General features: G+C 72.0%; 22 protein-coding genes. 9 read left to right on the top strand and 13 right to left on the bottom strand.

The window, feature by feature from the left end; genetic code table 11:
- The first annotated feature begins 117 nt into the window (after positions 1-117).
- Both DTL70_RS07150 and DTL70_RS07145 read left to right on the top strand, forming a co-directional pair.
- On the top strand, positions 118-1,734 hold the full coding sequence (locus tag DTL70_RS07150; protein WP_114021005.1) for a multicopper oxidase family protein: 1,617 nt from the start codon (positions 118-120) through the stop codon (positions 1,732-1,734).
- Between the two features lie 72 nt (positions 1,735-1,806).
- Positions 1,807-3,558 carry an NAD+ synthase gene (locus tag DTL70_RS07145; protein ID WP_114021004.1) on the top strand — a complete coding sequence of 584 codons (1,752 nt, stop codon included), beginning with the start codon at positions 1,807-1,809 and terminating at the stop codon, positions 3,556-3,558.
- A gap of 74 nt (positions 3,559-3,632) precedes the next feature.
- Here the strand turns inward: DTL70_RS07145 and DTL70_RS07140 are convergent, their stop codons facing one another.
- The 3 genes from DTL70_RS07140 to DTL70_RS07130 form a co-directional block, all read right to left on the bottom strand.
- Positions 3,633-3,905, bottom strand: a complete 273-nt coding sequence (locus DTL70_RS07140; protein WP_114021003.1) for a hypothetical protein — start codon at positions 3,903-3,905, stop codon at positions 3,633-3,635.
- 310 nt (positions 3,906-4,215) lie between these two features.
- Positions 4,216-5,415, bottom strand: coding sequence for an MFS transporter (locus DTL70_RS07135; RefSeq protein WP_114021002.1), 1,200 nt, complete (start codon positions 5,413-5,415; stop codon positions 4,216-4,218).
- Positions 5,416-5,671: 256 nt separating this feature from the next.
- A complete protein-coding gene (locus DTL70_RS07130) occupies positions 5,672-6,730 on the bottom strand; it encodes an endonuclease/exonuclease/phosphatase family protein (RefSeq protein ID WP_114021001.1) in 1,059 nt (352 codons plus the stop codon).
- A 515-nt stretch (positions 6,731-7,245) separates the two neighbouring features.
- Between DTL70_RS07130 and panB the strand changes: the two genes are divergently transcribed.
- From panB to DTL70_RS07115, 3 genes are all read left to right on the top strand, one after another.
- Positions 7,246-8,073 (top strand): 3-methyl-2-oxobutanoate hydroxymethyltransferase, encoded by an 828-nt coding sequence (gene panB, locus DTL70_RS07125; RefSeq protein ID WP_114021000.1) that lies wholly within the window; start codon positions 7,246-7,248, stop codon positions 8,071-8,073.
- Positions 8,074-8,206: 133 nt separating this feature from the next.
- Complete coding sequence (locus DTL70_RS07120) at positions 8,207-9,208, top strand: ATP-binding cassette domain-containing protein (protein ID WP_114020999.1); 1,002 nt, start codon at positions 8,207-8,209, stop codon at positions 9,206-9,208.
- Complete coding sequence (locus DTL70_RS07115) at positions 9,205-10,086, top strand: ABC transporter permease (protein WP_181860820.1); 882 nt, start codon at positions 9,205-9,207, stop codon at positions 10,084-10,086. The genes DTL70_RS07120 and DTL70_RS07115 overlap by 4 nt, the downstream gene beginning before the upstream one ends.
- A gap of 42 nt (positions 10,087-10,128) precedes the next feature.
- Here the strand turns inward: DTL70_RS07115 and DTL70_RS07110 are convergent, their stop codons facing one another.
- A complete protein-coding gene (locus DTL70_RS07110; protein ID WP_114020998.1) occupies positions 10,129-13,581 on the bottom strand; it encodes an AfsR/SARP family transcriptional regulator in 3,453 nt (1,150 codons plus the stop codon).
- 208 nt (positions 13,582-13,789) lie between these two features.
- Between DTL70_RS07110 and DTL70_RS07105 the strand changes: the two genes are divergently transcribed.
- Entirely contained in the window at positions 13,790-14,194 is a 405-nt protein-coding gene (locus DTL70_RS07105) for a ChaB family protein (protein WP_114020997.1), read from the top strand.
- A 301-nt stretch (positions 14,195-14,495) separates the two neighbouring features.
- A complete protein-coding gene (locus DTL70_RS34745; RefSeq protein ID WP_281278659.1) occupies positions 14,496-14,627 on the top strand; it encodes a hypothetical protein in 132 nt (43 codons plus the stop codon).
- A 155-nt stretch (positions 14,628-14,782) separates the two neighbouring features.
- On the opposite strand, the gene DTL70_RS07095 is transcribed toward DTL70_RS34745, so the two are convergent.
- Positions 14,783-15,817, bottom strand: coding sequence for a LysR family transcriptional regulator (locus DTL70_RS07095; protein ID WP_114020996.1), 1,035 nt, complete (start codon positions 15,815-15,817; stop codon positions 14,783-14,785).
- Between the two features lie 190 nt (positions 15,818-16,007).
- Here DTL70_RS07095 and DTL70_RS07090 point away from each other — a divergent pair, with 190 nt between their 5' ends.
- The gene (locus DTL70_RS07090) at positions 16,008-16,973 is read left to right on the top strand and encodes an EamA family transporter (protein WP_114021102.1); all 966 of its coding nucleotides are present in this window, start codon (positions 16,008-16,010) and stop codon (positions 16,971-16,973) included.
- 106 nt (positions 16,974-17,079) lie between these two features.
- Positions 17,080-17,877: a site-2 protease family protein gene (locus DTL70_RS07085; protein ID WP_114020995.1), complete on the top strand. Its 798-nt coding sequence runs from the start codon at positions 17,080-17,082 to the stop codon at positions 17,875-17,877.
- Positions 17,878-17,926: 49 nt separating this feature from the next.
- On the opposite strand, the gene DTL70_RS07080 is transcribed toward DTL70_RS07085, so the two are convergent.
- From DTL70_RS07080 to DTL70_RS07045, 8 genes are all read right to left on the bottom strand, one after another.
- Positions 17,927-18,136, bottom strand: a complete 210-nt coding sequence (locus DTL70_RS07080; protein ID WP_114018552.1) for a hypothetical protein — start codon at positions 18,134-18,136, stop codon at positions 17,927-17,929.
- A gap of 45 nt (positions 18,137-18,181) precedes the next feature.
- Positions 18,182-19,717, bottom strand: a complete 1,536-nt coding sequence (locus tag DTL70_RS07075; protein ID WP_114020994.1) for an MFS transporter — start codon at positions 19,715-19,717, stop codon at positions 18,182-18,184.
- 269 nt (positions 19,718-19,986) lie between these two features.
- Positions 19,987-20,664, bottom strand: a complete 678-nt coding sequence (locus tag DTL70_RS07070; protein WP_245979077.1) for a hypothetical protein — start codon at positions 20,662-20,664, stop codon at positions 19,987-19,989.
- Positions 20,665-20,745: 81 nt separating this feature from the next.
- Complete coding sequence (gene npdG, locus DTL70_RS07065) at positions 20,746-21,459, bottom strand: NADPH-dependent F420 reductase (RefSeq protein WP_425470326.1); 714 nt, start codon at positions 21,457-21,459, stop codon at positions 20,746-20,748.
- Positions 21,460-21,534: 75 nt separating this feature from the next.
- On the bottom strand, positions 21,535-21,933 hold the full coding sequence (locus DTL70_RS07060; RefSeq protein WP_147266743.1) for a hypothetical protein: 399 nt from the start codon (positions 21,931-21,933) through the stop codon (positions 21,535-21,537).
- Positions 21,934-22,139: 206 nt separating this feature from the next.
- Positions 22,140-24,539, bottom strand: a complete 2,400-nt coding sequence (locus DTL70_RS07055) for a DUF6571 family protein (protein ID WP_114020990.1) — start codon at positions 24,537-24,539, stop codon at positions 22,140-22,142.
- A gap of 10 nt (positions 24,540-24,549) precedes the next feature.
- Entirely contained in the window at positions 24,550-24,993 is a 444-nt protein-coding gene (locus DTL70_RS07050) for a hypothetical protein (protein WP_114020989.1), read from the bottom strand.
- A 145-nt stretch (positions 24,994-25,138) separates the two neighbouring features.
- The gene (locus DTL70_RS07045; protein WP_114021101.1) at positions 25,139-25,966 is read right to left on the bottom strand and encodes a TrmH family RNA methyltransferase; all 828 of its coding nucleotides are present in this window, start codon (positions 25,964-25,966) and stop codon (positions 25,139-25,141) included.
- Positions 25,967-26,276 lie beyond the last annotated feature (310 nt).

Here is a 26,276-nt window from a genome sequence, read left to right as displayed (position 1 = left end):
ACTCGCCCCGGGGGCAAGCCACCGGCTGCCCACGGGCCCGAACGATGCGCGCCGCGAGCGCGCGGGCGCGCGTGTGCCCGGCTACGACATCAGGAGACGACCACGCGAGGTATCCCCATGCGTTCCCTTCCCACCCGTCGCACCGTGCTCGGCACCGGTGCGGCCCTCACCGCCGGCGGTCTGCTGGCGGCCTGTTCCGAGCCCCGCAGCGCCGACGGCGCGGGCGGCGGGCACCGCTACGTCGAGCCCGACGGTGCCGAGGTACGCGCCGCCGAGACCGACCGCCCGAAGGGCCGTACCGAGAAGGTGCGGCTCACCGCCACCCGCACCCGTCTGGAGCTGGGCGCTGGCACGTCCGTTCCCACCTGGGCGTACGGCGACCGGGCACCCGGCAAGGAGGTGCGGATCACCGCGGGCAGCACGCTCGCGCTGACGCTCGCCAACCATCTGCCGGAGGCGACGTCCCTGCACTGGCACGGGCTGGCGCTGCGCAACGACATGGACGGGGTGCCCGCGCTCACCCAGCGGGAGATCAAGCCGGGCGCCGACTTCACCTACCGCTTCGCCGTCACCCACCCGGGCACGTACTGGTTCCATCCGCACTCGGGGGTCCAGCAGGACCGGGGGCTGTACGCGCCGCTGATCGTGGAGGACCCGAAGGAGCCGCTGGAGTACGACAAGGAGTGGGTGGTCGTCCTCGACGACTGGGTGGACGGCGTCGAGGGCTCCACGCCGGACGGCGTCCTGGCCGAGCTGAGCAAGGGCATGGACCACGGCGACGGAGGCATGGACCACGGCGGCATGGGCGGGGACGACGGCGGCAAGGACGGCCCGAGCGCGTCCGGTGGTCACGGCATGCACGGGATGGGCGGTGGCTCCCGCCCGGCGGGGAAGGGGGACAAGGGGCCCTCGCGGATGATGATGGGGGCCACGAGTGCGCTGCTGGGCGGCGACGCGGGGGATGTGAAGTACCCGTACTACCTGGTGAACGGCCGCACCCCGCAGGATCCGGAGAGCTTCCGGGCGCGGCCGGGCGACCGGGTGCGGATCCGGCTGGTCAACGCGGGCGGCGACACGGCCTTCCGCGTCGCGCTCGGCGGCCACCGCATGACCGTCACCCACACCGACGGCTACCCGGTCGAGCACGCCACCACGGACGCGCTGCTGCTGGGCATGGGCGAGCGCTACGACGTGCTCGTCACCGTCAAGGACGGCGTCTTCCCGCTCACGGCGCTGGCCGAGGGCAAGAAGGCGCAGGCCCGTGCGCTGCTGCGCACCGGCGGGGGCGCCACGCCGTCGCCGAAGTCCCGCCCCGGGGAGCTGGACGGCACGCTGCTGACCGCCGACAAGCTCAGGGCCGAAGGCCCGGTCCGCCTCGAGGCGGACAGGCCCGACCGTACGGTCACCTTCAAGCTGACGGGCTCCATGGCGACGTACGACTGGGGCATCAACGGCAAGAAGTACGACCCGGAGCAGCGCCACCCCGTCACGGCGGGCGAGCGGGTGCGGCTGCGGTTCGTGAACACCACGGACATGTGGCACCCGATGCACCTGCACGGCCACACGTTCGCCCTGCCGGACGGCGGTCCGCGCAAGGACACCTCGATCGTGCTTCCCGGCAAGACGCTGGAGGTGGACTTCGACGCCGACAACCCGGGCCTGTGGATGGTCCACTGCCACAACGTCTACCACGGTGAGGCGGGCATGATGACGGTGCTCGGCTACCGTAAGTGAGCATGGGGGCGGGCGCCGGACGCCGGTCGGGGCCCGCCCCTAAACGTCAGCCCGACGATTACACTCGGGCCCGTGGCTCAACTACGTCTCGCGCTGAATCAGATCGACTCCACCGTCGGCGACCTGGAGGGCAATGCCGCGGCCGTCCTCCGCTGGACCCGGCACTCCGTCGAGCAGGGCGCCCACCTGGTGGCCTTCCCGGAGATGATGCTGACCGGCTACCCGGTCGAGGACCTGGCGTTGCGCCGGTCGTTCGTCGAGGCGTCCCGCACCGCGGTGCGGGACCTCGCGCGGCGGCTGGCCGACGAGGGGCTGGGCGAGGTGCCGGTCGTCGTCGGCTACCTCGACCGCTGCGCACAGGGGCAGTCCCGCTACGGGCAGCCCGCCGGGGCGCCGCAGAACGCGGCCGCGGTGCTGCACCGCGGCGAGAGCGTTTTGACGTTCGCCAAGCACCACCTGCCGAACTACGGCGTCTTCGACGAGTTCCGCTACTTCGTGCCGGGCGACACGATGCCCGTCATCCGCGTGCACGGCGTCGACGTGGCCCTCGCCATCTGCGAGGACCTGTGGCAGGAGGGCGGTCGGGTGCCGGCCGCGCGCAGCGCGGGCGCCGGGTTGCTGCTGTCCGTCAACGCCTCGCCGTACGAGCGGGACAAGGACGACACCCGCCTGGAGCTGGTCCGCAAGCGCGCGCAGGAGGCGGGCTGCACCACCGCCTACCTGGCGAAGACCGGCGGCCAGGACGAGCTGGTCTTCGACGGCGACTCGATCGTGGTCGACGCGGACGGCGGCGTCATCGCCCGGGCTCCCCAGTTCGAGCCCGGCTGCGTCGTCCTCGACCTGGAGCTGCCCGCTGCCGCCGCCACTCCGCCCTCGGGCACCGTGGACGACGGGCTGCGCGTCGAGCACCGGGTACTGACCGCCGAGCCGCTCGCGGCGTACGAGCCGGAGGCCACCGGCAGCGAGGCGCCGCGCATGGAGGACGACGAGGAGATCTACACGGCGCTCGTCGTCGGCCTGCGCGCCTACGCCGCCAAGAACGGCTTCCGCTCGGTGCTGATCGGGCTGTCCGGCGGCATCGACTCCGCGCTGACCGCCGCGCTGGCCTGCGACGCGGTGGGCGCCGAGAACGTCCACGGCGTCGCCATGCCCTCGCGCTACTCCTCCGAACACTCCAAGGAGGACGCCGCCGAGCTGGCCGAGCGCACGGGCTGCAACGTCCGCACCGTCGAGATCGAGCCGATGTTCGCCGCGTACATGGGCTCCCTGGAGCTGACGGGCGTCGCCGAGGAGAACCTCCAGTCCCGGCTGCGCGGCACCCTGCTGATGGCGCTCTCCAACCAGGAGGGCCACATCGTGCTGGCCCCGGGCAACAAGTCGGAGCTCGCGGTGGGCTACTCGACGCTCTACGGCGACTCGGTCGGCGCCTACGGCCCGATCAAGGACGTCTACAAGACGAACATCTTCCGCCTGGCCACCTGGCGCAACCGCGCGGCCCGGGAGCGCGGCGAGACCCCGCCCATCCCGGAGCGCTCGATCACCAAGCCGCCCAGCGCCGAGCTGGCGCCCGGCCAGGTCGACACGGACTCGCTGCCCGACTACGACGTGCTCGACGGCATCCTGAAGCGGTACGTCGACGGGGACCAGGGCGCCGCCGACATCGTCGCGGCGGGCTTCGACGCGGAGACGGTGCGCCGCGTGCTACGGATGACCGACCGCGCGGAGTACAAGCGCCGCCAGTACCCGCCGGGCACCAAGATCTCCCCCAAGGGCTTCGGCAAGGACCGCCGCCTGCCGATCACGAACGGCTGGCGGGAGGGCTGAGGCCGGATACGACGGCGCGGTCGGCTCGCCCGCCCGGTGCGGCGGGCGAGCCGGCTGCCTGCGGACGCCGGGGATTACTCCCCGACCATCAACGCCCAGCCGCGCATCGGGTCCAGCTCGCAGATGTAGTTGCTGTAGCCGTGGCGGAGGTAGTAGGCGCCGCCGTTCTGGCACTGGGTCTTGTTGGGGTACCAGGCCACGAACTCCCAGGCGGCGGCCTGCTCGACGGAGGACGTGCCGGTTGCGGAGTGCTGGGGCGCGGCGGCGGCCGGGGCCGCGGCGGCGAGGGTGCCGAGCAGCGCGACGGCTGAGGCGGTGACGGCGAGACGGACCGAACGGGATCTCATGCGGGTTCCTCCCTGGAAACACGGACGGACCCCACGGGAGGACGCGCCGAAACGGCGGCGGGCACGCCTGTCCGACGAACCCGACGCGACGCCTCAACTCGCTGTGCGCGCGGTGTAGTTGGCGATCCCCGTGGTGCTGTCGAAGAGCGTATGCAGCGACCGGGGCACCTGCCACTGGCATAGCCAGTGACTCAGGTCACATCAATCCCCGCATCCACGCGTGTCCCGTGACGCCCCACGCGTCACGGGACATCCACGTCGTACACACCTCGGCCTCACGAGTCGGCCCCACGAGTCGACCCCACGGGCCTCAGCTGCCCGAGTGGACCTCCACCGGGTGCTCGCCCGCACGGGCCACCACCCGCGACTCGCCGCGGGCCGCGGCGCCCGCCATGAGCGCGATCCCCAGACCCGCCAGGGCGAGGACCGCGCCGACGAGGGTCGGCGACATCCAGCCCCAGCCCGCCGCGATGACGACACCGCCGAGCCAGGCACCGCCCGCGTTGGCGAGGTTGAACGCCGAGTGGTTCGACGCCGAGGCCAGCGTGGGCGCGTTCGAGGCGGCGCGCATCACCAGCATCTGGACCGGCGTGGTGATCAGGAAGCCGACGGCGCCCAGCAGCCCCACCAGCACCAGGGCCGCCCACTTCACCGGCGCCGCGAAGTGGAAGACCACCATGATCACGGCCATCAGACCCAGCGCCGCGTACAGGGTGCGGCGCGGGGCCCGGTCGGTCAGCGGCCCCGCGACGAGCGTGCCGAGCGTCATGCCGATGCCGAAGAGGGCGAGCACCCACGTCACGGACGACTCGGCCAGCCCGGTGACCTCCGTCATCATCGAGGCGAGGTAGCTGTAGACGGCGAAGACGCCGCCGAAGCCGAAGACGGCGGTCAGCAGCCCGAGGACGACCTGGCGGTTGCCCAGGGCACGCAGCTCGTGCCGGACCCCGCCCTGGTGCTCCGGGGGCAGACGCGGCACCAGCAGGGCGAGGGAGACCATCGCGACCAGGCCGATGAGGGTGACGACCACGAAGGTGGCGCGCCAGCCCAGCTGCTGGCCCAGCGCGGTACCGCCGGGGACGCCGACGATGTTGGCGACGGTCAGCCCGAGGAACATCGTGGCGACGGCGCGGGCGGCCCGGCCCTCGCGCACCAGACGCGCGGCGACCACGGCGCCGACACCGAAGAAGGCACCGTGCGGCAGCCCGGCCAGCACCCGCCCCGCCAACAGGGTGCCGAACCCGGGCGCGAGCGCCGAGGCGAGGTTGCCGAGTGTGAACAGCGCCATCAACAGCAGCAGCATCAGCTTGCGCGGGACGCGCGCGCCGACGGCGGTGAGCAGCGGGGCGCCGAGGACGACGCCGAGCGCGTAGGCGGAGACCAGGTAACCAGCGGTCGGTACGGACGTGCCGAGATCGTCGGCGACGTTCGGCAGCAGGCCCATCATCACGAACTCGGTGGTGCCGATCCCGAAGGCGCCCACAGCGAGTGCGAGCAGAGCCAGAGGCATGCGGTAAGAACCTTTCGGGGGATGTCGAGCTCAACGGAATGATCAGGGGTGCGCGAGCACGCGCGCGGACAGGGCAGGGCGGCGCGGCGCTGGGCGCCCTGCAGGGTGTGCCGACCCTGAATGTTTTGCCGAAGAACAAAGTCTCGCAGCCAGATGTTCCGCGGCGCAAAACACGGCGTTAAGGGCAGGCGAAGCCGGCCGCGGAACCCGGCGCCCTCCTGTCGCGAGCGCGCGCACGCGGGGTGTGCGGCCGTGCTCAGTCCGCGAGGTTCAGCTTCGCCCCGATCGGCAGGTGATCGCTGCCGGTGGACGGCAGAGTCCAGGCGGAGACCGGATCCGGGCCCTTGACCATGATCTGGTCGATCCGCGCCATCGGGAACGAGGCGGGCCAGCTGAAGCCGAACCCGTCGCCCGCAGCACCCTGCGCGGAGCGCAGCTGCGAGGTGATCGGGGCGAGCGCACGGTCGTTCATGGTGCCGTTCAGATCGCCGAGGAGGACCACGTTGTCCGCCGGGTCGTCGGAGAGCGCGTCACCGAGCGCCCTGGCGCTGCCGTCCCGCTGCCCGGCCGTGAAGCCCGCACGGAACTGCACACGCACGGACGGCAGATGCGCCGCGTAGACGGCCACGTCCCCCTTGGGCGTCTCGACGGTGGCGCGCATGGCACGGGGCCAGCCCATCTTGAGGTCGAGGGGCCGGGTGTCGGTCAGCGGGTACTTGCTCCAGATCCCGACCGTGCCGGTGAGCTTGTGGTACGGGTAGGACTTCTCCAGGCCCTCCTCGTAGGAGGCGGCCTGCGTGCGGGACACCTCCTCCAGCGCGATGACGTCCGCGCCGGAGGCGGCCAGCTTCCTGGCCGTGCCCCGCGGATCGGGGTTGTCCGCGTTGACGTTGTGGGTGACGACCGTCAGATCACCCGCCGCGCTGGTCGACTTGTCACCGAAGACGCCGCCGAACAGGTTCAACCACACGAGCGAGGGCAGCACCAGGGCGAGCAGCGCGGTGGCCGAGCGGCGCAGCACCCCCACGACGAGCAGCACCACGATCCCCAGGCCGCCCCAGGGCAGGAACGTCTCCCACAGCGAACCGATGTTGCCGATGGAGTTGGGGATCTCCGCGTGCAGGAGGAACACCAGGGCGAGGACGACCGCGAGCGCCGCCGGCACCCAGCCGCGCCGCCACTTGCCCGGTCCCGACCAGCGGGAGAAGGCCCGGCCCTGGCGGCCGCCCGGCCGCCGTGCGAGCCGGGAGAACAATCCCGCCCGCCGGTCGCCTTCTTCGCTGTGCGTGGCCTCCGACGTGTACGCGCGCGCCATCCGCCGTCCTCACTTGCCTGTGCTGGTGCCCGATGAACGATAGGTGATGCCGGTTCTCGACCAGTTGAACGCTTCGGTCCAACTGCTGTTTTCGCCCATTAACCGGTGGGGTCGCCCGGAACCCGGTGGTTGGGTAGGGAGTCTGCTGGGAGGACGAGGGGAGGGGCCTGCCGGGTTCCGGCTGGTCGAGGTGGTTTCGCGGCTGTGACACAACGCGCGTCCCACCGGCTGCGCATGCAGAAAGGTACACGGCTGCGCACGCAGAGCGCACCCGGCCCCGCACGCAGGGCGTACGCGGCCGTGTACGCAGGGGAACGCAGTACCACGCGGGGGAACGCAGTACGCAGCCGCACACGCAGGGGCACATGGCCGCGCACCCAGGGCCAGACGGCCCGGAGCCCCCGGGTCCGCCGAGGTGGCGCACCCCTACCGGGGCCGCCGGGTGCGTGCCAGCATGGGTTCTGATCCGGAGACGCCGTCAGGGCGCTTCGAGACGACATTTTGGAGACAGAGCCATGCCTCAAACGCTCTACGGGGGAACCCGGAATCGCCGTGTGACCGTGCGCGACCTCGCACTCGCCAAGGAGCGGGGCGAGAGGTGGCCGATGCTCACCGCGTACGACGCGATGACCGCCTCGGTCCTCGACGAGGCCGGCATCCCCGTGCTGCTCGTCGGCGACTCGGCCGGCAACTGCCACCTGGGCTACGAGACGACCGTCCCCGTCACCCTCGACCAGATGACCCTGCTGACCGCCGGCGTCGTCCGCGGCACCGGCCGGGCCCTCGTCGTCGCCGACCTGCCGTTCGGCTCGTACCAGGAGGGCGAGGTCCAGGCCCTGCGCAGCGCCACCCGGCTGGTCAAGGAAGCCGGGGCGGGCGCTGTGAAGCTGGAAGGCGGCGAGCGCTCCGCCGACCAGATCGGGCTCCTGGTGCGCTCCGGCATTCCCGTGATGGCGCACATCGGACTGACCCCCCAGTCCGTGCACGCCATGGGCTACCGGGTGCAGGGCCGCGGCGAGGAGGCGGCGGACCAGCTGCTGCGGGACGCCAAGGCCGTCCAGGACGCCGGGGCCTTCGCCGTCGTCCTGGAGATGGTGCCCGCGTCCGTCGCCGCCCAGGTCACCCGGGCATTGCAGGTGCCCACCGTCGGCATCGGGGCGGGGGCCGACTGCGACGCGCAGGTCCTGGTGTGGACCGACATGGCAGGTCTCACGCCCGGCAAGCTGCCCCGCTTCGTGAAGCGGTACGCCGACGTGCGGGGCGCGCTCACCGACGCCGCGCGCGCCTACGCCGAGGACGTCGTCTCCGGGGCGTTCCCGGCAGCCGAGCACTCCTACGAGTGACCCTTCACCCGCGCCGTCCTCCGCCCGTCCGCCGCCTCCCGGTGGCGGGCGGGCGGAAACCGACAGCGCCCCGGGTCCGGGCTGTCGGCGGCGTGTCGGTGGTTTGTCGGTGGCACCTGGCATCTTGACAGGCATGACGAGCGAGAAGACGACGAACGCGGTCGAGGTCCGCGGACTGGTCAAGCACTTCGGGGAGACGAAGGCCGTCGACGGCATCGACCTCGACGTGCGCGAGGGCACGGTCATGGGCGTCCTCGGCCCGAACGGAGCGGGCAAGACGACGCTGGTGCGGATGCTGTCCACACTGCTGCAGCCGGACGCCGGCACGGCGGTGGTCGCGGGGTACGACGTGGTGCGCCAGCCCCGCCAACTGCGCCGCACGATCGGCCTCACCGGGCAGTACGCCTCGGTGGACGAGAAGCTGTCGGGCTGGGAGAACCTCTACATGATCGGGCGGCTGCTCGATCTGCCCCGCTCCGAGGCGCGCAAGCGCGCCGACGAGCTGCTGGAGCGGTTCTCCCTCACCGAGGCGGCCCGGCGCCCGGCGAGCAAGTACAGCGGCGGCATGCGCCGCAGGCTCGACCTGGCGGCGTCCATGATCGGCCGCCCGAAGGTGCTCTACCTCGACGAGCCCACCACCGGGCTCGACCCGCGCACCCGTAACGAGGTGTGGGAAGAGGTGCAGAACATCGTGGCCGACGGCAACACGGTGCTGCTCACGACGCAGTACATGGAGGAGGCCGAGCAGCTCGCCAGCGAGCTGACGGTGGTCGACCGCGGCCGGGTCATCGCCGAGGGCCGGGTGCCCGAGCTGAAGGCGAAGGTGGGCGGCCGCACGCTGGAGATCCGCCCCGGCGACCCGGGCGAGGTGACGCGGATGGTCGGCGCCCTCGCGCAGGCGGGCCTGGACGGGGTGGCGGGTGCCACGGCCGACGAGGCCCAGGGCCTGGTGAGCGTCCCGATCGTCAGCGACGAACAGCTGACCGCCGTGGTGGGGCTGCTGGGCGCGCGCGGTTTCGCGCTCGCCGACATCGCCACCCACCTGCCCAGCCTGGACGAGGTGTTTTTGGCGCTCACCGGCCAGAAGGCCACCCACAAGGACGACGAGAACGCACTCGAGGAGGTCGCGGCGTGAGTACCGCCACCATCAAGGCCCCCGAATCGGGGAAGACCCCGCCGGTGCCGGGCGGCGGTCAGGCGCCGGTGAAGCCGGGAGCGGACGACGGACGGATCGGGCTGCGCGCCAATCTGCGGCACATCGGCGCGCTCGTGCGCCGGTGCGCCCTGCAGATCAAGCAGGACCCGGAGTCGATGATGGACGCCCTGCTGATGCCCATCGTCTTCACGCTGCTGTTCGTCTACGTCTTCGGCGGCGCGATCGGCGGCGGGGGCGGCGGCGCCAGCAGGGACCAGTACGTGCAGTACCTGATCCCCGGCATGATGGGCATGATGAGCATGTCCATCGCGATGGCGGTGGGCACGGGCATCAACGAGGACTTCCGCAAGGGCGTGATGGACCGCTTCCGGTCCATGCCGATCGCCCGCTCCTCCGTGCTGATAGCCAAGTCGCTGGTCGAGGTCGGCCGCATGCTGGTGGCCATCGTCGTGCTGCTGGCCGTGGGCCTGCTGTGCGGGTTCGACCTGAACGGCCACTGGCTGGGGATGCTGGGGGCCGTCGGCCTGACGGCGCTGTTCGGCGCGTCCCTGCTGTGGATCTTCATTCTGGTCGGGCTGTCGATGGAGACGGCGCAGGCCGTCCAGGGCATCTCGTTCCTGGTGCTGATGCCGTTGCAGTTCGGCTCCTCGGTGTTCGTCTCGACGGACACGATGCCCGGCTGGCTGGAGGCGTTCACCAAGGTCAACCCGTTGACACATGTCGCCGACTCCGCCCGCGGGCTGATGCTGGGCCAGGGCGCGGTGGCCGGCCCCGTGATGTGGACGGTGATCTGGGCGGTGGGACTCACCGTCGTCACGGCGCCGTTCGCCATCGCGAAGTTCCGGAAGAAGGTCTGAGGCGGTGCCTGGCGGCGCACTCCGTCAGGCACCCGCCCGTGCTCAGGCCCCCTGGACGAGGGCGACGGCCTCCTCGATGGTGAGGCCGCCGCCCTCGCTGTGGGCCTCGGCGTACGCACGGGGCGACAGCACGGCCCGCACCGCCTCCTCGGCGGCCTGCCGCGCCTCGCGCTCGACCGGCGGGAGAAAGGGCCCGCTCGGCCGGGTGGTCAGCGTATCGGCGGCACCCAGCAGCCGCCCCGCCTCCGCGCCCCGCCCGAGCGCGGCCAACGCCCGCGCGGCCGTGACGAGCTGACTTTGGGTCAGCTGCGGGCTGACCACGTCCGCCATCGCCTCGCGGGTCCTGCCGATGGACACCCGGAGCTTGGCCAGCGCCTCGCCAGGCCTCCCCGCCACGACGTGCGACCAGGCGAGCATGCCCTGCACCATCCCCGCGAAGAGCTGCGGCACCCTCTCGGCGAACTCCCGCTCCAGCGGCTCCAGCAGCGCTCGGCCCGCGTCCGGCTCTCCCGTGCGGATCAGGTGGGCCGCCAGCTGGATCGACGCGAAGTTGGGACCGTCCCCTCCGGCGCGCTCGGCCTCCTCGGTCGCCTCCCGCATCAGATGGTTGCCCTCGGCGACCGACTCCGGGTCCGCCAGCTCCACGAGCACGGAGCCGAGCCGGGACTTCAGCCGCGGCACCTGGCTGTGCGCGCCCAGCTCCTGGGCGCGGGCGATGGCCAGCCTGCAGTCGGCCGCCGCGCGCGCGAACTCGCCGCGCGCGCTGAGCGCTTCACACCGGCCCGCGAGCGCTTCGGCCTCTCCCCAGGCGTCCCCGAGCCTGCGGAAGATCTCCAGGCTCTCGTCCGCGTCGACGCCGGTCTGGTCCCACGCGTCGGGGACGTCCGCGCCGATCTTGGAGCGCAACTGGAGCGCGAAGCCCAGCTCCCACTCGTAGCCCAGGTCGCGGCACCCCTGGACCTGTGCGTCGGTCAGGTCGTGGAGGGCGTCGTAGTTGCCGCTGTGGAGCCAGGCGAACATCCACATGCAGCCGGGGATGCGGCAGACCTGGGGCATCCCGGGGGTGTAGGAGCGCATGACGGTGGCCAGTTCGGCCTGCCGCTCGGGGCTTTGCAACCGCTCGACGTCCTCCTCGGCGTCGGCCAGGACCATCAGCCGCACTCCGCGTCTGGCCTCCCACAGCTGTTCCTCGCTCATGGGCGGCGGGTGGTGGGTGGCCGACTCGTACAGCGGCGGCACCGGGCGCTGCTCCGCGAAGGGGGCGGGGCCCAGGCGCAGGGCCGCCTCACCCCAGATGAGGGCGTCGGCGCGGTGCCCGCGCAGCTGCCAGAACCAGCCCATGGACAGGATCAGGCACAGCGCCTCCTGCTCCTCACCCGCGGCGACGGCGCGGCGCAGCGCGGTGCGGATGTTGTCGTGCTCGCGCTCCAGCCGGTCCAGCCAGACGGCCTGCCGCGGTCCGCGCAGCAGCGGGTCCGCGGTGCGGGCCAGCTCGCGGTAGGCGACCAGGTGGCGGGCCTCGGCACGCTCCCGCTCGCCGGGCAGCGCGTCGAGCCTCTCGGCGGCGTACTCCGCGACGGTCTCCAGCAGCCGGTAGCGCATCCCGGCCGTGCGGCCGTCGCCGGGCTCGGCCACCACCAACGACTTGTCGACAAGGGAACTCAGGAGCGCGGCGGTGTCAGCCCCCGCGTCGCCCTCCCGTGCTGCCGCGCACACCTCCTCGACCTGCTCCAGCTCGCAGCCGCCGGCGAAGACCGACAGCCGCAGCAGCACCGTGCGTTCGGGCTCCTCCAGCAGTTCCCACGACCAGTCGACGACCGCCCGCAGGGTCTGCTGCCGTGCCAGTACGGTACGGCTGCCGCTGGTCAGCAGCCGGAACCGGTCATCGAGGCGCCGGGCGAGCTGGCCGGGGCTGAGCGAGCGCAGCCTGGCCGCGGCCAGCTCGATCGCCAGCGGCAGCCCGTCGAGGCGCCGGCAGATCTCCGCGCACGCCTCGGGGTCCTCGTCCGTGCAAAACCCCGCACGCGCGCGGGCACCCCGGTCGGCCAGCAGCCGCAGCGCGACGGGCTCGGGCAGCGGACCCACGGGCCGCACCGACTCCCCTGGTACGCCCAGCGGTTCGCGGCTGGTGGCGAGGACGGTCACGCCTGGGCACTCCACGAGCAGCGTCTCGACGACCCGCGCCGCCGCGTCGATGACGTGTTCGCAGTTGTCCAGCACCAGCAGCATGCGCCGCGCCGCGCAGTGCTCGACGAGCTGGGCCACCGGGTCGCCGGCCGTGGGGTCGGTCGCCGCGTGCAGGCTCTCCGCGGTGGAGCCGATCAGGAGGGTCTCCCGGCCGCCGAGCGCGGTCAGGACGGCCTCGGCGACCTCGGCGGGCCCGTTCCGCCCCCGTACGGAGGCCAGTTCGGCCACCCACACGCCGTCCTGCCACGCGCCGTCCCGCCAGGCTCCGTCCTGTCGCGCGGGGCCGCCGCCCTCCGCGCCGGTGCGGGCGGCCGTCTCCAGCGACAGGCGGGTCTTCCCGGCGCCGCCAGGTCCGGTGAGCGTCACCAGCCGGGCGCCGACGAGCTCCTTGCCGAGCGCGCCGATCTCCTCCTCACGCCCGACGAAGGAGGTCAGCCCGGCCCGCAGGTTGCCGACGGGCCGGACGGCGCCGGCGGGCGCGGAGGAGGGGGACGGCGCGGAGGACGGAGAGGACGGGGACGGCGGGCGGGAAGGGGAGAGCGGGGAGGGCGACCGCGGCGCGGGATCGTCGGTGGCCAGCAACGTGGCGTGCAGCGCGCGGAGTTCCGCGCCGGGGTCGGTGCCCAGGCGGTCGGCGATCCTGGCGCGCACGGTCTCGTACGAGGCCAGCGCCTCGGCGGTGCGGCCCGCGCCGTGCAGGGCGCACAGCAACACGGCCTGGAGGGACTCGTCGAGGGGGTGGGCGGCGGCCAGCTCGCGCGCGCCGGGCAGCACCGCCTCGGCACGGCCGAGGGCGAGCGCGGCCCGCATCCCGTCGCGGCGCGCGGCCAGTTCGCGGTCCGCCGCCCGCACCGCGGCGGGTCCACCCCCGTCGGGCAGGTCGGCCAGCGCGGGACCCCGGCACAGCGCGAGGGCGTCGTCGAGCAGCGCCATGGCCTTGACCGGATCGCCGTCCGCGAGCGCCTTCGCGCCCTCGTCGGCCAGCCGTTCGAACCGGAAGAGATCGACGTCGTCGCGCGTCACCGCCAACCGGTAGCCGCCCTCCACCGAGGCGAGGGCGTCCCGGCCCAACGCCCTGCGCGCCCTGCCCACCAGCGCCTGCACGGCGGCCGTCTCGTCCGCGGGCGCGTCCTCGTCCTGAGCCCACACGGCGGCGGCCAGTTGCCCGGTCCGTACGGCGCGTCCTCCCGCCAGGGCCAGCGCGGTCAGCAGCGCACGCAGCCGCGCCCCGCCGACCGGCACGGTCGTGCCGTCCTCGCGGAGAACCTGCGTGGTACCCAGAACGCGGTAGAGGTAGCGCACCCCCACATAGTGCCACCGGGCGGACGGGGCTCCGGCGGCGACCGTCTCCCCCGGACACCGGGCTCCTCGCGGCCCCTCCCCAGGGACGGGCCCCGCCCCGGGAGGCCCAGCCACCGCGGCGGCCCGGCGAAGTCGTACCGGCGGTTTTGCCCGGTTTGCGGCAGGGCACTCGGCGGCGGCACAGACACGCGCACTGCCAGCGGAGGTACCCCGGATGCCCGCTCGCGAGGAGCTGCCCTCGACGCTCCGCCGTTCCCCCGACAGCGCCAGGCGCACCTGGTCGAAGGCGCACGACTCAGCCGTCAAGGAGTACGGCGAGGGGCGGCGCGCCCACCAGACGGCGTACGGCGCGCTGAAACACACGCACGAGAAGGTCGGCGACCACTGGGAGCGCAAGAAGGGCGCCCGCAAGGGGCCGTCCGACCCACAGTCCGCACGCCCGCGCGGCCGGGGCGGACGCAGCGGACAGGGCGTCGACGAGGGCGCACCGAAACAGCACCTGTACGACGTGGCCAAACGGCTCGGCGTGGAGGGCCGGTCGCGAATGACGAAGCCGGAGCTGGAAGAGGCCATCCGCAAGGCCAACCGGTCCAGGACACGGCAGGCCCGGTCGGGCTGAGCGGCCGCGGTCCGCGCACCGCGGCGACTGCCGGCGCGACAGCGGCGCGGGCCGCGGGCGTGGCGCCCGCGGGGGCGGCAAGCGGCCTGGAGCGACCGGCGCGCGTCGACCAGTGTCTGTCGGCCGGTCCGCGGCAAGCGGTCTGTGCCGTCGGGCCACCGTCTCGGGCGCGGTGGCAGCCGGCTCCGCGCACCCGCTGGGGCAGATTCGCGTCACCCGAGACGTGCCCCCGCTTGCTCGTGCAGACCGCCCGGTAGTGCGTGCGGCGGCTTCCGCTCACGAAAGCGTCGCGGATGTGGCCGTGGCGAGGCGTACGCACCGCGCGGCAGTCGCCGCTGCCCACGCCCGCACCCCGGTCGTGCGCCACCCGGTCGCACACGTGGCCGCGGTGCGGCAGGCGGCTGTCGGCGCCGGGCCCGTCGTCGGCCGCTGACGCCGCCGCCGGCAGTACACCCACCGGAGAGGTCACCGCCGCCGCGACCACCGTCAGCGCCCGCACGCGGCGCGTCCCCGCGCGCTGCCGCGCGGGGTGCACATGTGAGAGGGCTGCGACATTCCCGCGCCGGGACGGATACCCCCTCCCATGGGTCACCCGCCCGGCGAGCCGACACCACCCTCACGGCCCACCGAGGCGGCCGCACCGCGGCTCACCGCAGCGTCCGCGCCGCCACCCGCCGCCGCCCGCCGCAGCGCGGCCAGCGCCGCCCGGATCGCCGGGCGGTGGGACACGCCGACGCGGGTGAGCGCGAACAGGTGGCGGGTGGGCGTCGGTTCCAGCGGGCGGACCACCACGCCCTCCGGCAGCGGGCCGCGCCCAAGGCGCGGCAGGAGCGCGATCCCCAGGCCCGCGGCCACGAGAGCGACCTGGGTCTCGAACTCGGCGACCTGGTAGGCGACGTCGGGCTCCTGTCCGGCGGCGCGCAGCGTCGTGTGGAGCCAGTCGTGGCAGACCGTGCCGGGAGGTTGGCACACCCAGCGCCGGCCCGCCAGATCGGCGACGACCAGCGCCCCGCGCCCGGCCGGTGCGTGCCCCGCTGGTTCGTGCTCCACCGCCTCGTGCCCGGCCGGTTCGTGCCCGGCCAATTCGTGCCCGGCCGGGAGGAGGACATCGCAGTGGTCGTCGCCCAGCGGTGTCCTGCGCACCCCCTCGGGCGCCGACGCGGGCGCCACGTCCCAGTCGTGGGCGAGCGCGAGATCGATCTCGCCGCGGGCCACCAGGCCGACCGACAGGTGCGGATCGATCTCCGACATCCGCACCTCGAGCGCGGGATGGTCGGCACACAGCCGGGCCAGGACGCCGGGCATCAGACCGCGCGCCCCGCTGGGGAAGGCCGCCAGCCGCAGCCTGCCCGCCGGGCGGCCCCTGCGCTCTTCCAGCGCCACCTCGGCCCGCTCGGCGAGAGCGAGCATCTCGCCCGCCGTACGGACCAGCATCAGCGCGTCGTCGGTCAGGGCGATACCGCGGCCCTGCCTCTCCAGCAGCCGCGTGCCCGTCTCCCGCTCCAGCTTGGCGATCTGCTGCGAGACGGCGGACGGGGTGTACCCGAGCGCCTGCGCCGCGCCGCCGACCGAGCCGTGCGTCCGCACGGCGTGCAGCGCACGCAGCCGGGACAGATCGAGCATGACGCACCCTCCCGTGCTCCGACCGGCCTGCCGACCGGCCTGTTCAGTACCGCCGACTGTCCAGTACCGCCGGCTGTTCAGTCACCGCGGACCCTTCAGTACCGCGGACCGTTCAGCATTGCTGAATCCAACCATGCAGGAAGCCGTGCTGGTGCTGAACGGTCGGTGCGGTGACGATCGGATCATGCGCCTGTCTCCCCTCCACCTCGCCCTCGCCGTCCTGGTCGCCGCCCTGTGGGGCGTCAACTTCGTCGTCATCGAAGTCGGCCTGCGGCACTTCCCGCCCCTGCTGTTCTCCGCGCTGCGCTTCCTCCTCGCCGCCCTGCCCGCCGTCTTCTTCGTCCGCCGCCCCCGCATCGCCCTGCGGTGGGTGGTCGGCGTCGGACTCTCGCTCGGAGTAGCGAAGTTCGGACTGCTCTTCATCGGCATGGAAGGCGGCATGCCCGCCGGGCTGTCCTCCCTCGTCCTCCAGTCCCAGGCCGTCTTCACCGCCGTCCTCGCCGCCGCCACACTGGGCGAACGACTGGGCCGCACCCGGCTGTTCGGCATGGCCGTCTCCTTCGCCGGCATCGTCGTCGCCGCCGTCGGCCAGGGCACCGCGGGACCGCTCGGCGCCTTCGCGCTCGTGGTCGCCGCCGCGTTCGCCTGGGGCGTGGCCAACGTGCTGACCCGCAAGGCCGCCCCCGAGGACGCGCTCTCCTGGATGGTGTGGGTCAGCCTCGTACCGCCGCTGCCGCTGATCGCCCTCTCGCTGCTGTTCGAGGGGGCCTCCGCCGATCTCGCCGCCCTGCGCTCGCTGGACCCGTCAGGGCTGGCCGCCCTCGGCTTCGTCGCCTGGGCCGCCACTCTGTTCGGCTTCGGCGCCTGGGGCCACCTGCTGCGCCGCTACGACGCCTCCGCGGTCGCCCCCTTCTCCCTCCTGGTCCCCGTGTTCGGCATGACCTCCGCCGCCCTGCTGCTGCACGAGGGCATCTCCCTCGCCGACATCGCAGCCGCGGCCCTCCTGATCGGCGGCGTCGTCCTGGTCTCCCTCACCCCGGGCAAGCGCCGCACGCACACCCCGGACGAGCACGCCACGGACGCCACGGGCCAGCACGCCACGGACGCCACGGACGCGGCCCACCCGCACGACGAGACGGGCCGGGTCCGCGCGTAGGAGCGGCGCGAAGAGAGGCACCCGCGGGCTCCGGTACCGGCGTCGCGCGGAAGGCGCCGCGTGCGGGGTTCGCGGCGCCCGCGTCCTGCCGGTACGGTCAGGGCCCATGACCAGCGCAGCTTCCCATCCGGAACACCACCGGATCAGCCCGGTCTTCCTCGGGCTCGTCGCGATCATGGCGGTCTCCGGCTGGGCCGTCTGGTACGGCTGGGCGGACGTGACGGGTGTCTCCGTCTTCTTCTTCGTCGTCGCCGGATGGATCGTCTCCCTGTGCCTCCACGAATACGCGCACGCGCGCTCCGCGCTCGGCGCGGGAGACGTGTCGGTCGGCGCGAAGGGCTACCTGACCCTCAACCCGCTGCGCTACACCCACGCGCTGCTCAGCATCGTGCTGCCCGTGGTCTTCGTGATCCTCGGCGGCATCGGCCTCCCCGGCGGAGCCGTCTACATCGAACGCGGCCGCATCACCGGACGCTGGAAGCACAGCCTCATCTCCGCCTCGGGCCCTGCCACCAACGCGCTGTTCGCCGGGGTGCTCACCGCGCCGTTCTGGCTGCACGGCGTGCACGACATGCCCGTCGCGTTCCGCAGCGCCCTCGCGTTCCTCGCCCTGCTCCAGGTGACGGCCGCGCTGCTGAACCTGCTGCCCGTGCCGGGACTGGACGGCTACGGGGTCATCGAACCCTGGCTCTCCCCCGCCGCCCGCAGGCAGGCCGAACCCTTCGCGCCCTTCGGGCTCCTCATCGTCTTCGGATGCCTGTGGATCCCCCAGGTCAACGAGGTCTTCTGGGACGTCGTCGACACCATCCTGCGCGGCATGGGCGTCTCCGAACTGGAGACCTACCTCGGCCTGGAGTACTTCCGCTTCTGGCAGGGCGAACCCCAGAACGTACTGCTCCCCTAGGCTCCCGCCCCGGAACGTACCGCTCCCCGGGCCTTCCGCCGGCCCGTCCTCAGCCGGCGCTCTCCGTCGGCGCGGACGACGGCCGGCGGCGGTGGTAGTACCAGGCCATGTTGGAGGTCAGACCGGCCACCAGCACCCACAGCACGCCGAACCACTTGCCGTTCGCGAACGAGACCACGGCGGCGACGACGGCCAGCAGGCACAGAACGGTCGCGTAGAGGGCGAGGCCCCTGGGGGCGCGGCGGGCTGGGGCTGACATGGCGCGGGCTCCAATGCGAGACGGGTGTGCGCCCGCCATTCTCCCTCACCCCTCCCGGCGGGCGAGCCGCCGCCCGTACACCACGTCCACCAGGGCCACCACCAGCGCGGCCGCGACGAAACACAGCGCCGTGAGCAGCCCGTAGTCCAGCGCCGTCGCCCAGTTGCGGCTGCTGGCGAGCCAGGCGAAGAAGACCGCACCGACAGCGGCGATCCCGGCGGCGGAGCCGATCCGCTGACCGGTCTGGATGACACCTCCCGCGGCACCCCCCTGCGCGACGGGCACCGACTGCAGGGCGAGCGTCTGGTTCGGGGAGATCACCAGCCCCGAGCCGAACCCGGCGCACAGCATCGGCCCCACCAGAGCCCAGCCGACGGCGCTGTTCTGCACCTCGTGCACGGCGACGCTCGCGCCCCCGAGCCCCAGCAGCACCAGAACGAGACCCGCGGCGATCAACGGACGCCCGACACGAGTGATGAAACGACCCCCGACAGCGGCCGAAACCGCCGAGCCGACAGCGAACGGCGTAAGCGTCAGCCCCGCCTGAAGAGCGCTGTAGCGCATCCCGTTCTGCAGGAAGAGCGTGAAGATGAAGAAGATCGTCGTGAAGCCGGCGAAGTAGAGCAGCCCCAGCAGCGCGCCCAACGAGTACGACCGCTCGCTGAACAACCGCAGGTCCACCAGAGGCGCCTTCCCGTGCCGCAGATACCTGCGCTCCCACCACAGGAACGCCACCGCGAGCAGGACACCCAGCGGGACGAGCAGCCACTTGCTCTGACCATGCCACTGCCGCTCCTGCACCAGCGGCAGCATCACGGCGATCACCCCGGCCCCCAGCAGCAGGACGCCGACCGGATCGAGCGACTCCCGGTGCGCCATGTCGCGCTCCGCGCACGCGGGCGGCACCAAGCGCAGGGCCAGGAGAAAAGCCACCACCCCGATGGGCAGATTGACGAAGAAGACCCACCGCCAGCCCTCGGACGCACCGAAGGCCTGAATCAGCAGCCCGCCCAGCAGCGGCCCGACAGCCGTCGAAAGACCGATCGTGGAGCCCAGCAGCCCGAACGCCCTGCCGCGCTCGGCACCCCGGAAGAGCTGCTGGATCATGCCGGAGATCTGCGGCATGATCAGGCCGCCCCCGACGCCCTGGCTCAGCCGCGCGATCACCAGCCACGTGGGCCCCTGCGCGAAACCGCACGCCATCGACGCGGCGGTGAACAGGACGAGCCCCCCGAGGAAGGCCGTACGGCGACCCAACGCGTCACCGATCCGCCCCGAGGGCACCAGCACGAGACCGAAGGTCAGCGCGTACCCCGACACCACCCACGAGAGGGCCGACTCGGAAGCCCCCAGCCCCTGCTCGATCGCGGGAAGCGCGACATTCACGATCGAGACGTCCAGCAGCGACATGAAGCCGACCAGCAGACACACCGACAGCGCCTTCCAGCGCCGCGGGTCGGGCGTGTACGCCTCGTCACCCGCGCCGTGAGCGCCGCCTGTCCCCTTGTTCGTGCCGTCGCCGTTCGCCGTCGTCCCGCTCGCCCCGGTCCGCCCGGTGGCGGGCGCCGGCTCCTGTCCCATCCGTGCCTCCTGGCGGGCGCGCACGCCCCTGTGGCCGGTCACCGCTCACCCCATCATGGGCGGGGCACGCGTGACCCGCATGTCCGACGACAGCGGGTTCCCGCACCCCCGCGGCTGATACGTGCTCCCGCGTGGGCCCGTGCGGCGTGCTCCCGCGTGGGCCCGTGCGGGCCGGGCGGGCCGGGCGGGCTGCGCGGGCCGGGCGGGAGCACGAGCCCAGCCTCCGACCGAGAGGCGATCCGGACGCGGGGCGATCCCGACGAGGGACCTCAGCGGTCGGTCCGGTGAGTCTGGCGGGCCTGGTGGGCCAGGTTCCGCGTCAGGGCGCCGACCCGGTGCCGGGACAACCCGGTCCTGCCGTCGTCGCCGACCGTGACCACCAGAGCCAGGTCTCCGCCGCCGGCCACCGGAAGCCGGACAGCGGCGACGTTGCCGCCGGGCACGACAAGCGGAGCGTCACCGGGCTCGGCCCCGTGGACCTCCTCCGCGTACCGGCGCAGCGCGTCCCGCCCCATCCGCGCGTCGTGCTGGATCTGCGGCAGCATGACGTCGACCGCGTACCCCCGGGCCACGCCCACGGTGAACAGGCGGGCCCGCTCGGCGCCGACACGGTAGCCGCAGCCGACGAGTGCGCCGTCCGCCCGCGCCAGCGGGGTGTCGAGGTCGTCGGGCAACTCGCCGTCCACAGAACCGGACTCCACGCGATCGGCCTCCACACCGGCGGCACGCAGCGCGGCGGGCACGTCGTACGGCACGGGACAGCTGGTTCCGGGCCCGGCCGCCAGCTTCCGCAGGGCTCCGACGCTCAGCGGCGACCGGGCCGGCTTCTTCTCCTCGCCACCCCCGTGCTCGTCCTTCGAACCGCCGTAACCCGAGCACGCCGCGAGGACGGCCGCCACCACGGCGGCGACCGTCAGACCACCGCCGGGGATTCTGCGCTTCCCCACCCCACCCGCACCCGCACCCATGCCCGCGCCCGTATTCGTATCCGTGTCCGTACGCGCCGCCGCCGTTACGTGCGCGGCGGCTCAGATGTCGGTGAGACGGACGCCCGCGTGCGCCTTGTAGCGGCGGTTGACGGAGATGAGGTTGGCCACCAGCGACTCGACCTGGTGAGCGTTGCGAAGCCGACCCGCGAAGACGCCCCGCATCCCGGGGATACGGGCGGCGAGCGCCTGCACGATCTCGCAGTCCGCGCGCTTCTCACCCAGCACCATCACGTCCGTGGCGATCTCCTCGACCTCCGGATCGGAGAGCAGCACCGCGGACAGGTGGTGGAAGGCCGCGGTGACCCGCGACTCCGGCAGCAGCGCCGCGGCCTGCTCGGCCGCGCTGCCCTCCTCCGGGACCAGCGCGTAGGCGCCCTTCTTGTCGAAGCCGAGGGGGTTCACGCAGTCCACGACCAGCTTGCCGCGCAGCTCCTCGCGCAGCGACTCGATGGTCTTGGCGTGGCCCTCCCACGGGACGGCGACGATCACGATGTCGGAGCGGCGCGCGCACTCGGCGTTGTCGACCCCCTCGACGCCGTGCCCGATCTCCTCGGCCGCCTGCCGGGCCCGCTCCGCGGCCCGCGAGCCGACGGTGACGGCCATGCCGCCCCGGGCCAGCCGGTACGCCAGCCCCCGCCCCTGGTCCCCGGTCCCGCCGAGCACCCCGACGGTCATCCCGGACACATCAGGCAGGTCCCACGGGTCCTTCTTCGGTGCGGTGTTGCCGGCGGCGTCAGAGGCAGCTGCATTCATACGCCGCATACTGCCACCTCTCGCGCCGCACGCGGCCGACAGCCACCGTGAAGGTGATCACGCCCCACCTGCCCGTCACCCGCCCGCGCACGTCAACTTCCCTGCGGCCTCGGCCATCACGACCTGCGCCAGCTTGCCGAAAGTTTTGTGCGCGCGGTCAGGGTCGTCATTGAGCTCGGTGTCATTCGCGTAGATGTCGATCAGGTACCTGGTGAACGAGGCGTCGTCATCGCCGGGCGCCCGAGCGCAGTCGAGCCCCGCAACGGCCCCCTTCCCCCACGTGACGACCTCGTACCGCCCGGGGTACTTCCTGGGTTTGTCAACGGGCTTGTGCTCCATGACGGCTTCATACGGAGTGGAGGGCGCCGCCTCGTCGTTCGGCTTCACCCATTCGCCGGAGACATCGACCGCAGGCATCCCGTCCACCAGGTAATAACACCCCTGCGAGGACACCACCCCGCTTCCCAATTGCACATAATCGTCCTCTCTCGTGATCCTTTTCCCGGCCCCGAACAACGAAGAATAATCCTGTGGGGGAACTTCCAACCCGCAGAGCGTCTGCGGAACTCGATATTCACGCCTGGGAGGCTCACTGCACGACGAAAGAGCGGCCACTAGGAAGAAGCAAATCAGGAGAGGCAGAACCGCGAAACGCTGAAAACTACTCGTCACTGCCTTGTCTACCCTCCAGGAGTACCGGTGGCATGCGAACGCGCCGTGCCCGCACCGTTCTGAAAACCAGCGAGAGCTTCACTTCTGGCGCCAGCCACAACAGCCTCCCGGATATCCGCATCCAAGTCGGCCTCGCGCCCCAGCCGCTCCGCCCAGTCCCTGTAGAAGTTACGCATATTGTTCTGAGTTCTGGTAAACACGTACCGACCCTCCCCTTCGGCTTCCTCAGCCTCTTTGGGGATATCCCTCTTCACTTCCTCCAGAACTGCCTCACTCAAATCCTCCTGCGCCCACCCCAACGGCGTGGAGAGCGCCGCTCCCCCTTGCGCCGGGCCCAAATTTCCGATTCCCAGGCCAACGAACCTGTTGACCCACTTGCCGGCTTCATCGGCCTTCTTGTTGAAGTCCTCGGCCTCGCTGACCTTGTCCTCGTACAGAGCATCCGCCTTGGCTTCACTGAGCACTCCCGATACATAAGCGCCACCGAAAACCGCGTCCCCGCCATAGTCGCGCACATCGCTCGCATCGGCCCCGGGCGGCAAACTATGAATCACGTCTTGCAGGTGCTCGATGGAGTACATCTCCTGGGAGGACTTCACCACTCCATAGCCATAGGGGTCACGACCGACCTGATTCAAGTACTCGTGAAGCGCTCCTGGATCGAACTGCGCCGCATGTCCCCGCACCGGGAGTTCGTTGTCGCCGGTCACCTCGCGCTGCACATCCCCGGGGTAGTCAGCAACCATCTCCCCGAGGGTCCCCCGAAAATCTACGAAATCCTCACCCTTGGCGAGGGGAGACAACTCACCGTCACTCGGCGGACCGCCGAACACCCGCACGGCCTCCTCCATGACACCCGCATTCGCCGCCGAATGCTGTGGCGCTTCAGTGGTTACCACGGCGTCAGGGAGGCGCCCCGTGGCTCCCGCTTTCAGGGCAGCCTCGAAGCCGTCTCGCGCATCCTTGTCGAGTAGATCGCCGGAGTCATAAACACTCGCGTCCACGACCTTCCAGTCCCGCTCGCCGACAAGGTATTCCATGCGATCATTCTTCTGGATCCCGTTCTTGTCCAGGTCGGCGTCGGACGCGGGATCGAGGTATCCGGCCGCAGCAACAGGATCCTCCGACATGATGGCGAGAAGGCCATCGTAAGGGTCATTTTCGAATGTGCTGTTTTTCATATCCGAAAGGCCGCTGTCTTCGGAGAGATTCTTTCCGAACCCCCCGTGGTCCCAGATGTCGGGGTCTTTCTCTTCAGCGGCACGGATGTCGTCGCCCAGGTCGTAGAGCATCTGCGGGGAGTAGCCGTCGCCGTGCTTCATGAGGGTGACCAGGCTCTGGTAACCGCGGCCGTGGTAGGAACTGCCGCCGACACCACCGACATCCCGCAACTCGTAGGACCACTCGTCGGCGCCCGCCTTTCGCATGCCCTCGCGCCACTTGTCGTAGAAGGCACCGTCCCGGCTGGCGAGCCAGGCTGTGTACTTCTTGCCGTACTCCGGTGAACTCAGCTTGACCTTCTTGCCCTCCCCGTCGCGGAACACCGGGACTCTCGTCGCCGAGGCCAGCGACGTGGCCAGCGATTTCTCCATGCCCAGGTAGACGCCCTGGTTGTCCTTGTCGACGCGGTAGGCCAACGCGTTCAGCTGGTTCGTCGCATCGATGAGCCCGTCGGGCTGCAGCGAGTTGAGCAGAGTGCGGCTGAACTGCTTGTCATCGGGATCCGTGCGGAGGAGTACCTGCAGCTCGTGCCGCTCTGCGGGGCTCAGTCCGCCGTCCTCTTCGCGCGAGTCGAGGCGTTCGATCAGGTGGGCGGCGCGCTTGCCTGCGTACTTCTCGACATCCCCGGCGGCCGCGCTGTTGAACCCGCCGTCCTCGCCCTTGCCGTCCTTGTCCGTGGCGGCGGCCTTGAGGGTGAGCATGTTCTCGTAGTCCACGTCGTCGACGTGTTTGACCGCGTCCCTGATGCGGCCGTTCCACTTGGTTTCCTCGTCGGCGCGGCCGGGGTCGCGCAGCGCGCTCTGCGCCTCGCCGCTCGTCATGCCGCTGGTGTCGAGGTTGCACTTGCCGTACGCGTCGACCTTCATGCCGCCTTCGTGGACGGCTTGGTCGCGGACCTTCTCGAGCCGTGCGCGGGCAGCGGTGAGCCGGTGGTGGCAGTCGTCCAGCAGGTCCGCGATCTTTCCCGCCTGCTTCTTGGCGGCGGCGAACTCGTGCGCGGTGATCTTCGACGACTTCCAGAAGGCGTCCGCCGACTCTCCCGACCAGCCCTTGAGCTTTTTCCGGACGTTGCCGTGGTAGGCGTCGTGGAAGATGTCGCAGCGGTCTCTGAGGATGCGCCAGTTCTTGGCTGTTTCGGTGAGGGAGGAGAAGTCGGCGTTGATGATGTCGTGGTAGGTCAGTTCCACGTCGTCCGCCTCACAGGTCGTTGAGACGGCTGCCGTGCACCGGCTCGAGAGCCTTGTTGAGGCTGCGGACCCGGTCGGCTTCGGAGACCTCGAACGCGGTCTTGGTGCCGTACAGGGCGTTCATCTCGCCACGTAGGCGGTGGGAGATCTTCTGCCACGCCTCGCCCCAGCGTTCCAGGCAGAAGTCCAGGCCCTTGCGGGTGTCCCAGCCGCGCAGGACGCCGTGGTTGGTGTTGCTGCTGCCGAAGACGCTGGTCGAGGCGAGTGTCGCCTTGCCGCCCTCGTAGGTGGCCGCCGGGCCGAGGTCTTCCTTGATGAATTTGGCTGCGGCTGCCTTGTCGGAGGGCGTGACGACCAGGTCCGCCCTGCCTCCACCCCCTGTCGGGGCCCTCCCGGCCCCGTTGAGCCGCATGGCGGTCGCACTCGCGCGGGACCATTCCTGTTCGAAGGACATACCTTCCCCCCAGACGTCGGCGAACTCGATCCCCCGTGTTCGCGCACCGCGGGTTGTATCCGCGTCGGTGCGTACTGTGACGAAGGGTGACCATACAGTCCCCCGGACGCCTGGCGTCAACCGTTGCCGACCGGTGCCTTGCGGACTACGGGGCTCCGGTGCGGGCGGCCATGTGGCGTTGGCGAGCTGCCTCGTAGAGGACGGCCGTGGCGGCGTTGGCGGCATTGAGGGAACTGGCGGCGCCGTGCATGGGGATGCGGGCGGTGCGGTGGCAGCGGTCGCGCCAGGCGTTGCTGAGGCCGGTCGTTTCGTTGCCGATCAGGAGGAGGGTCGGTCCTGTCAGGTCGGTGTCGTGGAGGAGGTCGTCGCCGGCTTCGTCGGTGCCGACGAGGGTGATGTCGTGGCCCGCCAGCCAGGCGTCGAGGTCGCGGGGCGAGGGGACGCGGACGGCGGGGAGGGAGAAAAGGGACCCTGTGGAGGCGCGGACGGACTTGGGATCGTAGACGTCGGCGGCGTGGCCGGTGACGACGAGCCCGTCCGCGCCGAAGGCGTCAGCGGAGCGGATGAGAGTGCCGATGTTGCCGGGGCTGGTGGGACGGTCGAAGAGGACTCCGAGGAAGGAGGGGCCGACGGGGATGCGGGCCAGGTCGTCGTCGGGCATGCGGGCCACGCCGACCAGTTCGGCGTCGCCCTCCTCGCGTTCACTCAGCTCGGCGAGGAGTTCGGGGGCCATGGCCACGCGGTCGCCGGGCACGTCGGGCGACTCCAGGAGGGAGCGCGCCCAGTCGGTGAGGCGGCGGCCCGCCGGATAGAGGAGGGCGGTGAGCGGCCAGCCGTGTTCGACGGCCAGCGTGAGGGGGCGCACGCCCTGGACGAGGAACTCCCGGCCGCGTTGCCGCTTGGTGCGGTTGGCCAGGAGGGCGTGCCACTGCTGGAAACGGGCGTTGCGGGTCGTGATCCGCACGGTGTGCATCCGGGGAGCGTAGCTGTTGGCCGGCGGCCCGAGCGGGCGGGCCTGCGCGGCCGGCGGTCCGCCGCGGTGGCGGGCGGAGCCGTCCGCCCGCCCGCCCCGCAGCCAGCGGGCACAGCCGTCCGGCGGCGGCCCGACCACACAGACGGGCGTGAACGTCGGTCGGCGGTCCGACCACGCGGGCTGGCACGGCGGCGGTCGGCGACCCGACCACCCGAACGTGCGCGGCCGACGGCCGGTGGCCCGAGCGGGCGGGCCTGCGCGGCCGGCGGTCCGCCGCGGTGGCGGGCGGAGCCGTCCGCCCGCCCACCCC

Source organism: Streptomyces diacarni, assembly GCF_003323715.1.
GTDB classification, from domain to species: Bacteria; Actinomycetota; Actinomycetes; order Streptomycetales; family Streptomycetaceae; genus Streptomyces; species Streptomyces diacarni.
Note: the sequence above shows the minus strand (reverse complement) of the source record. Positions and strands in the feature narration are given on the sequence as shown.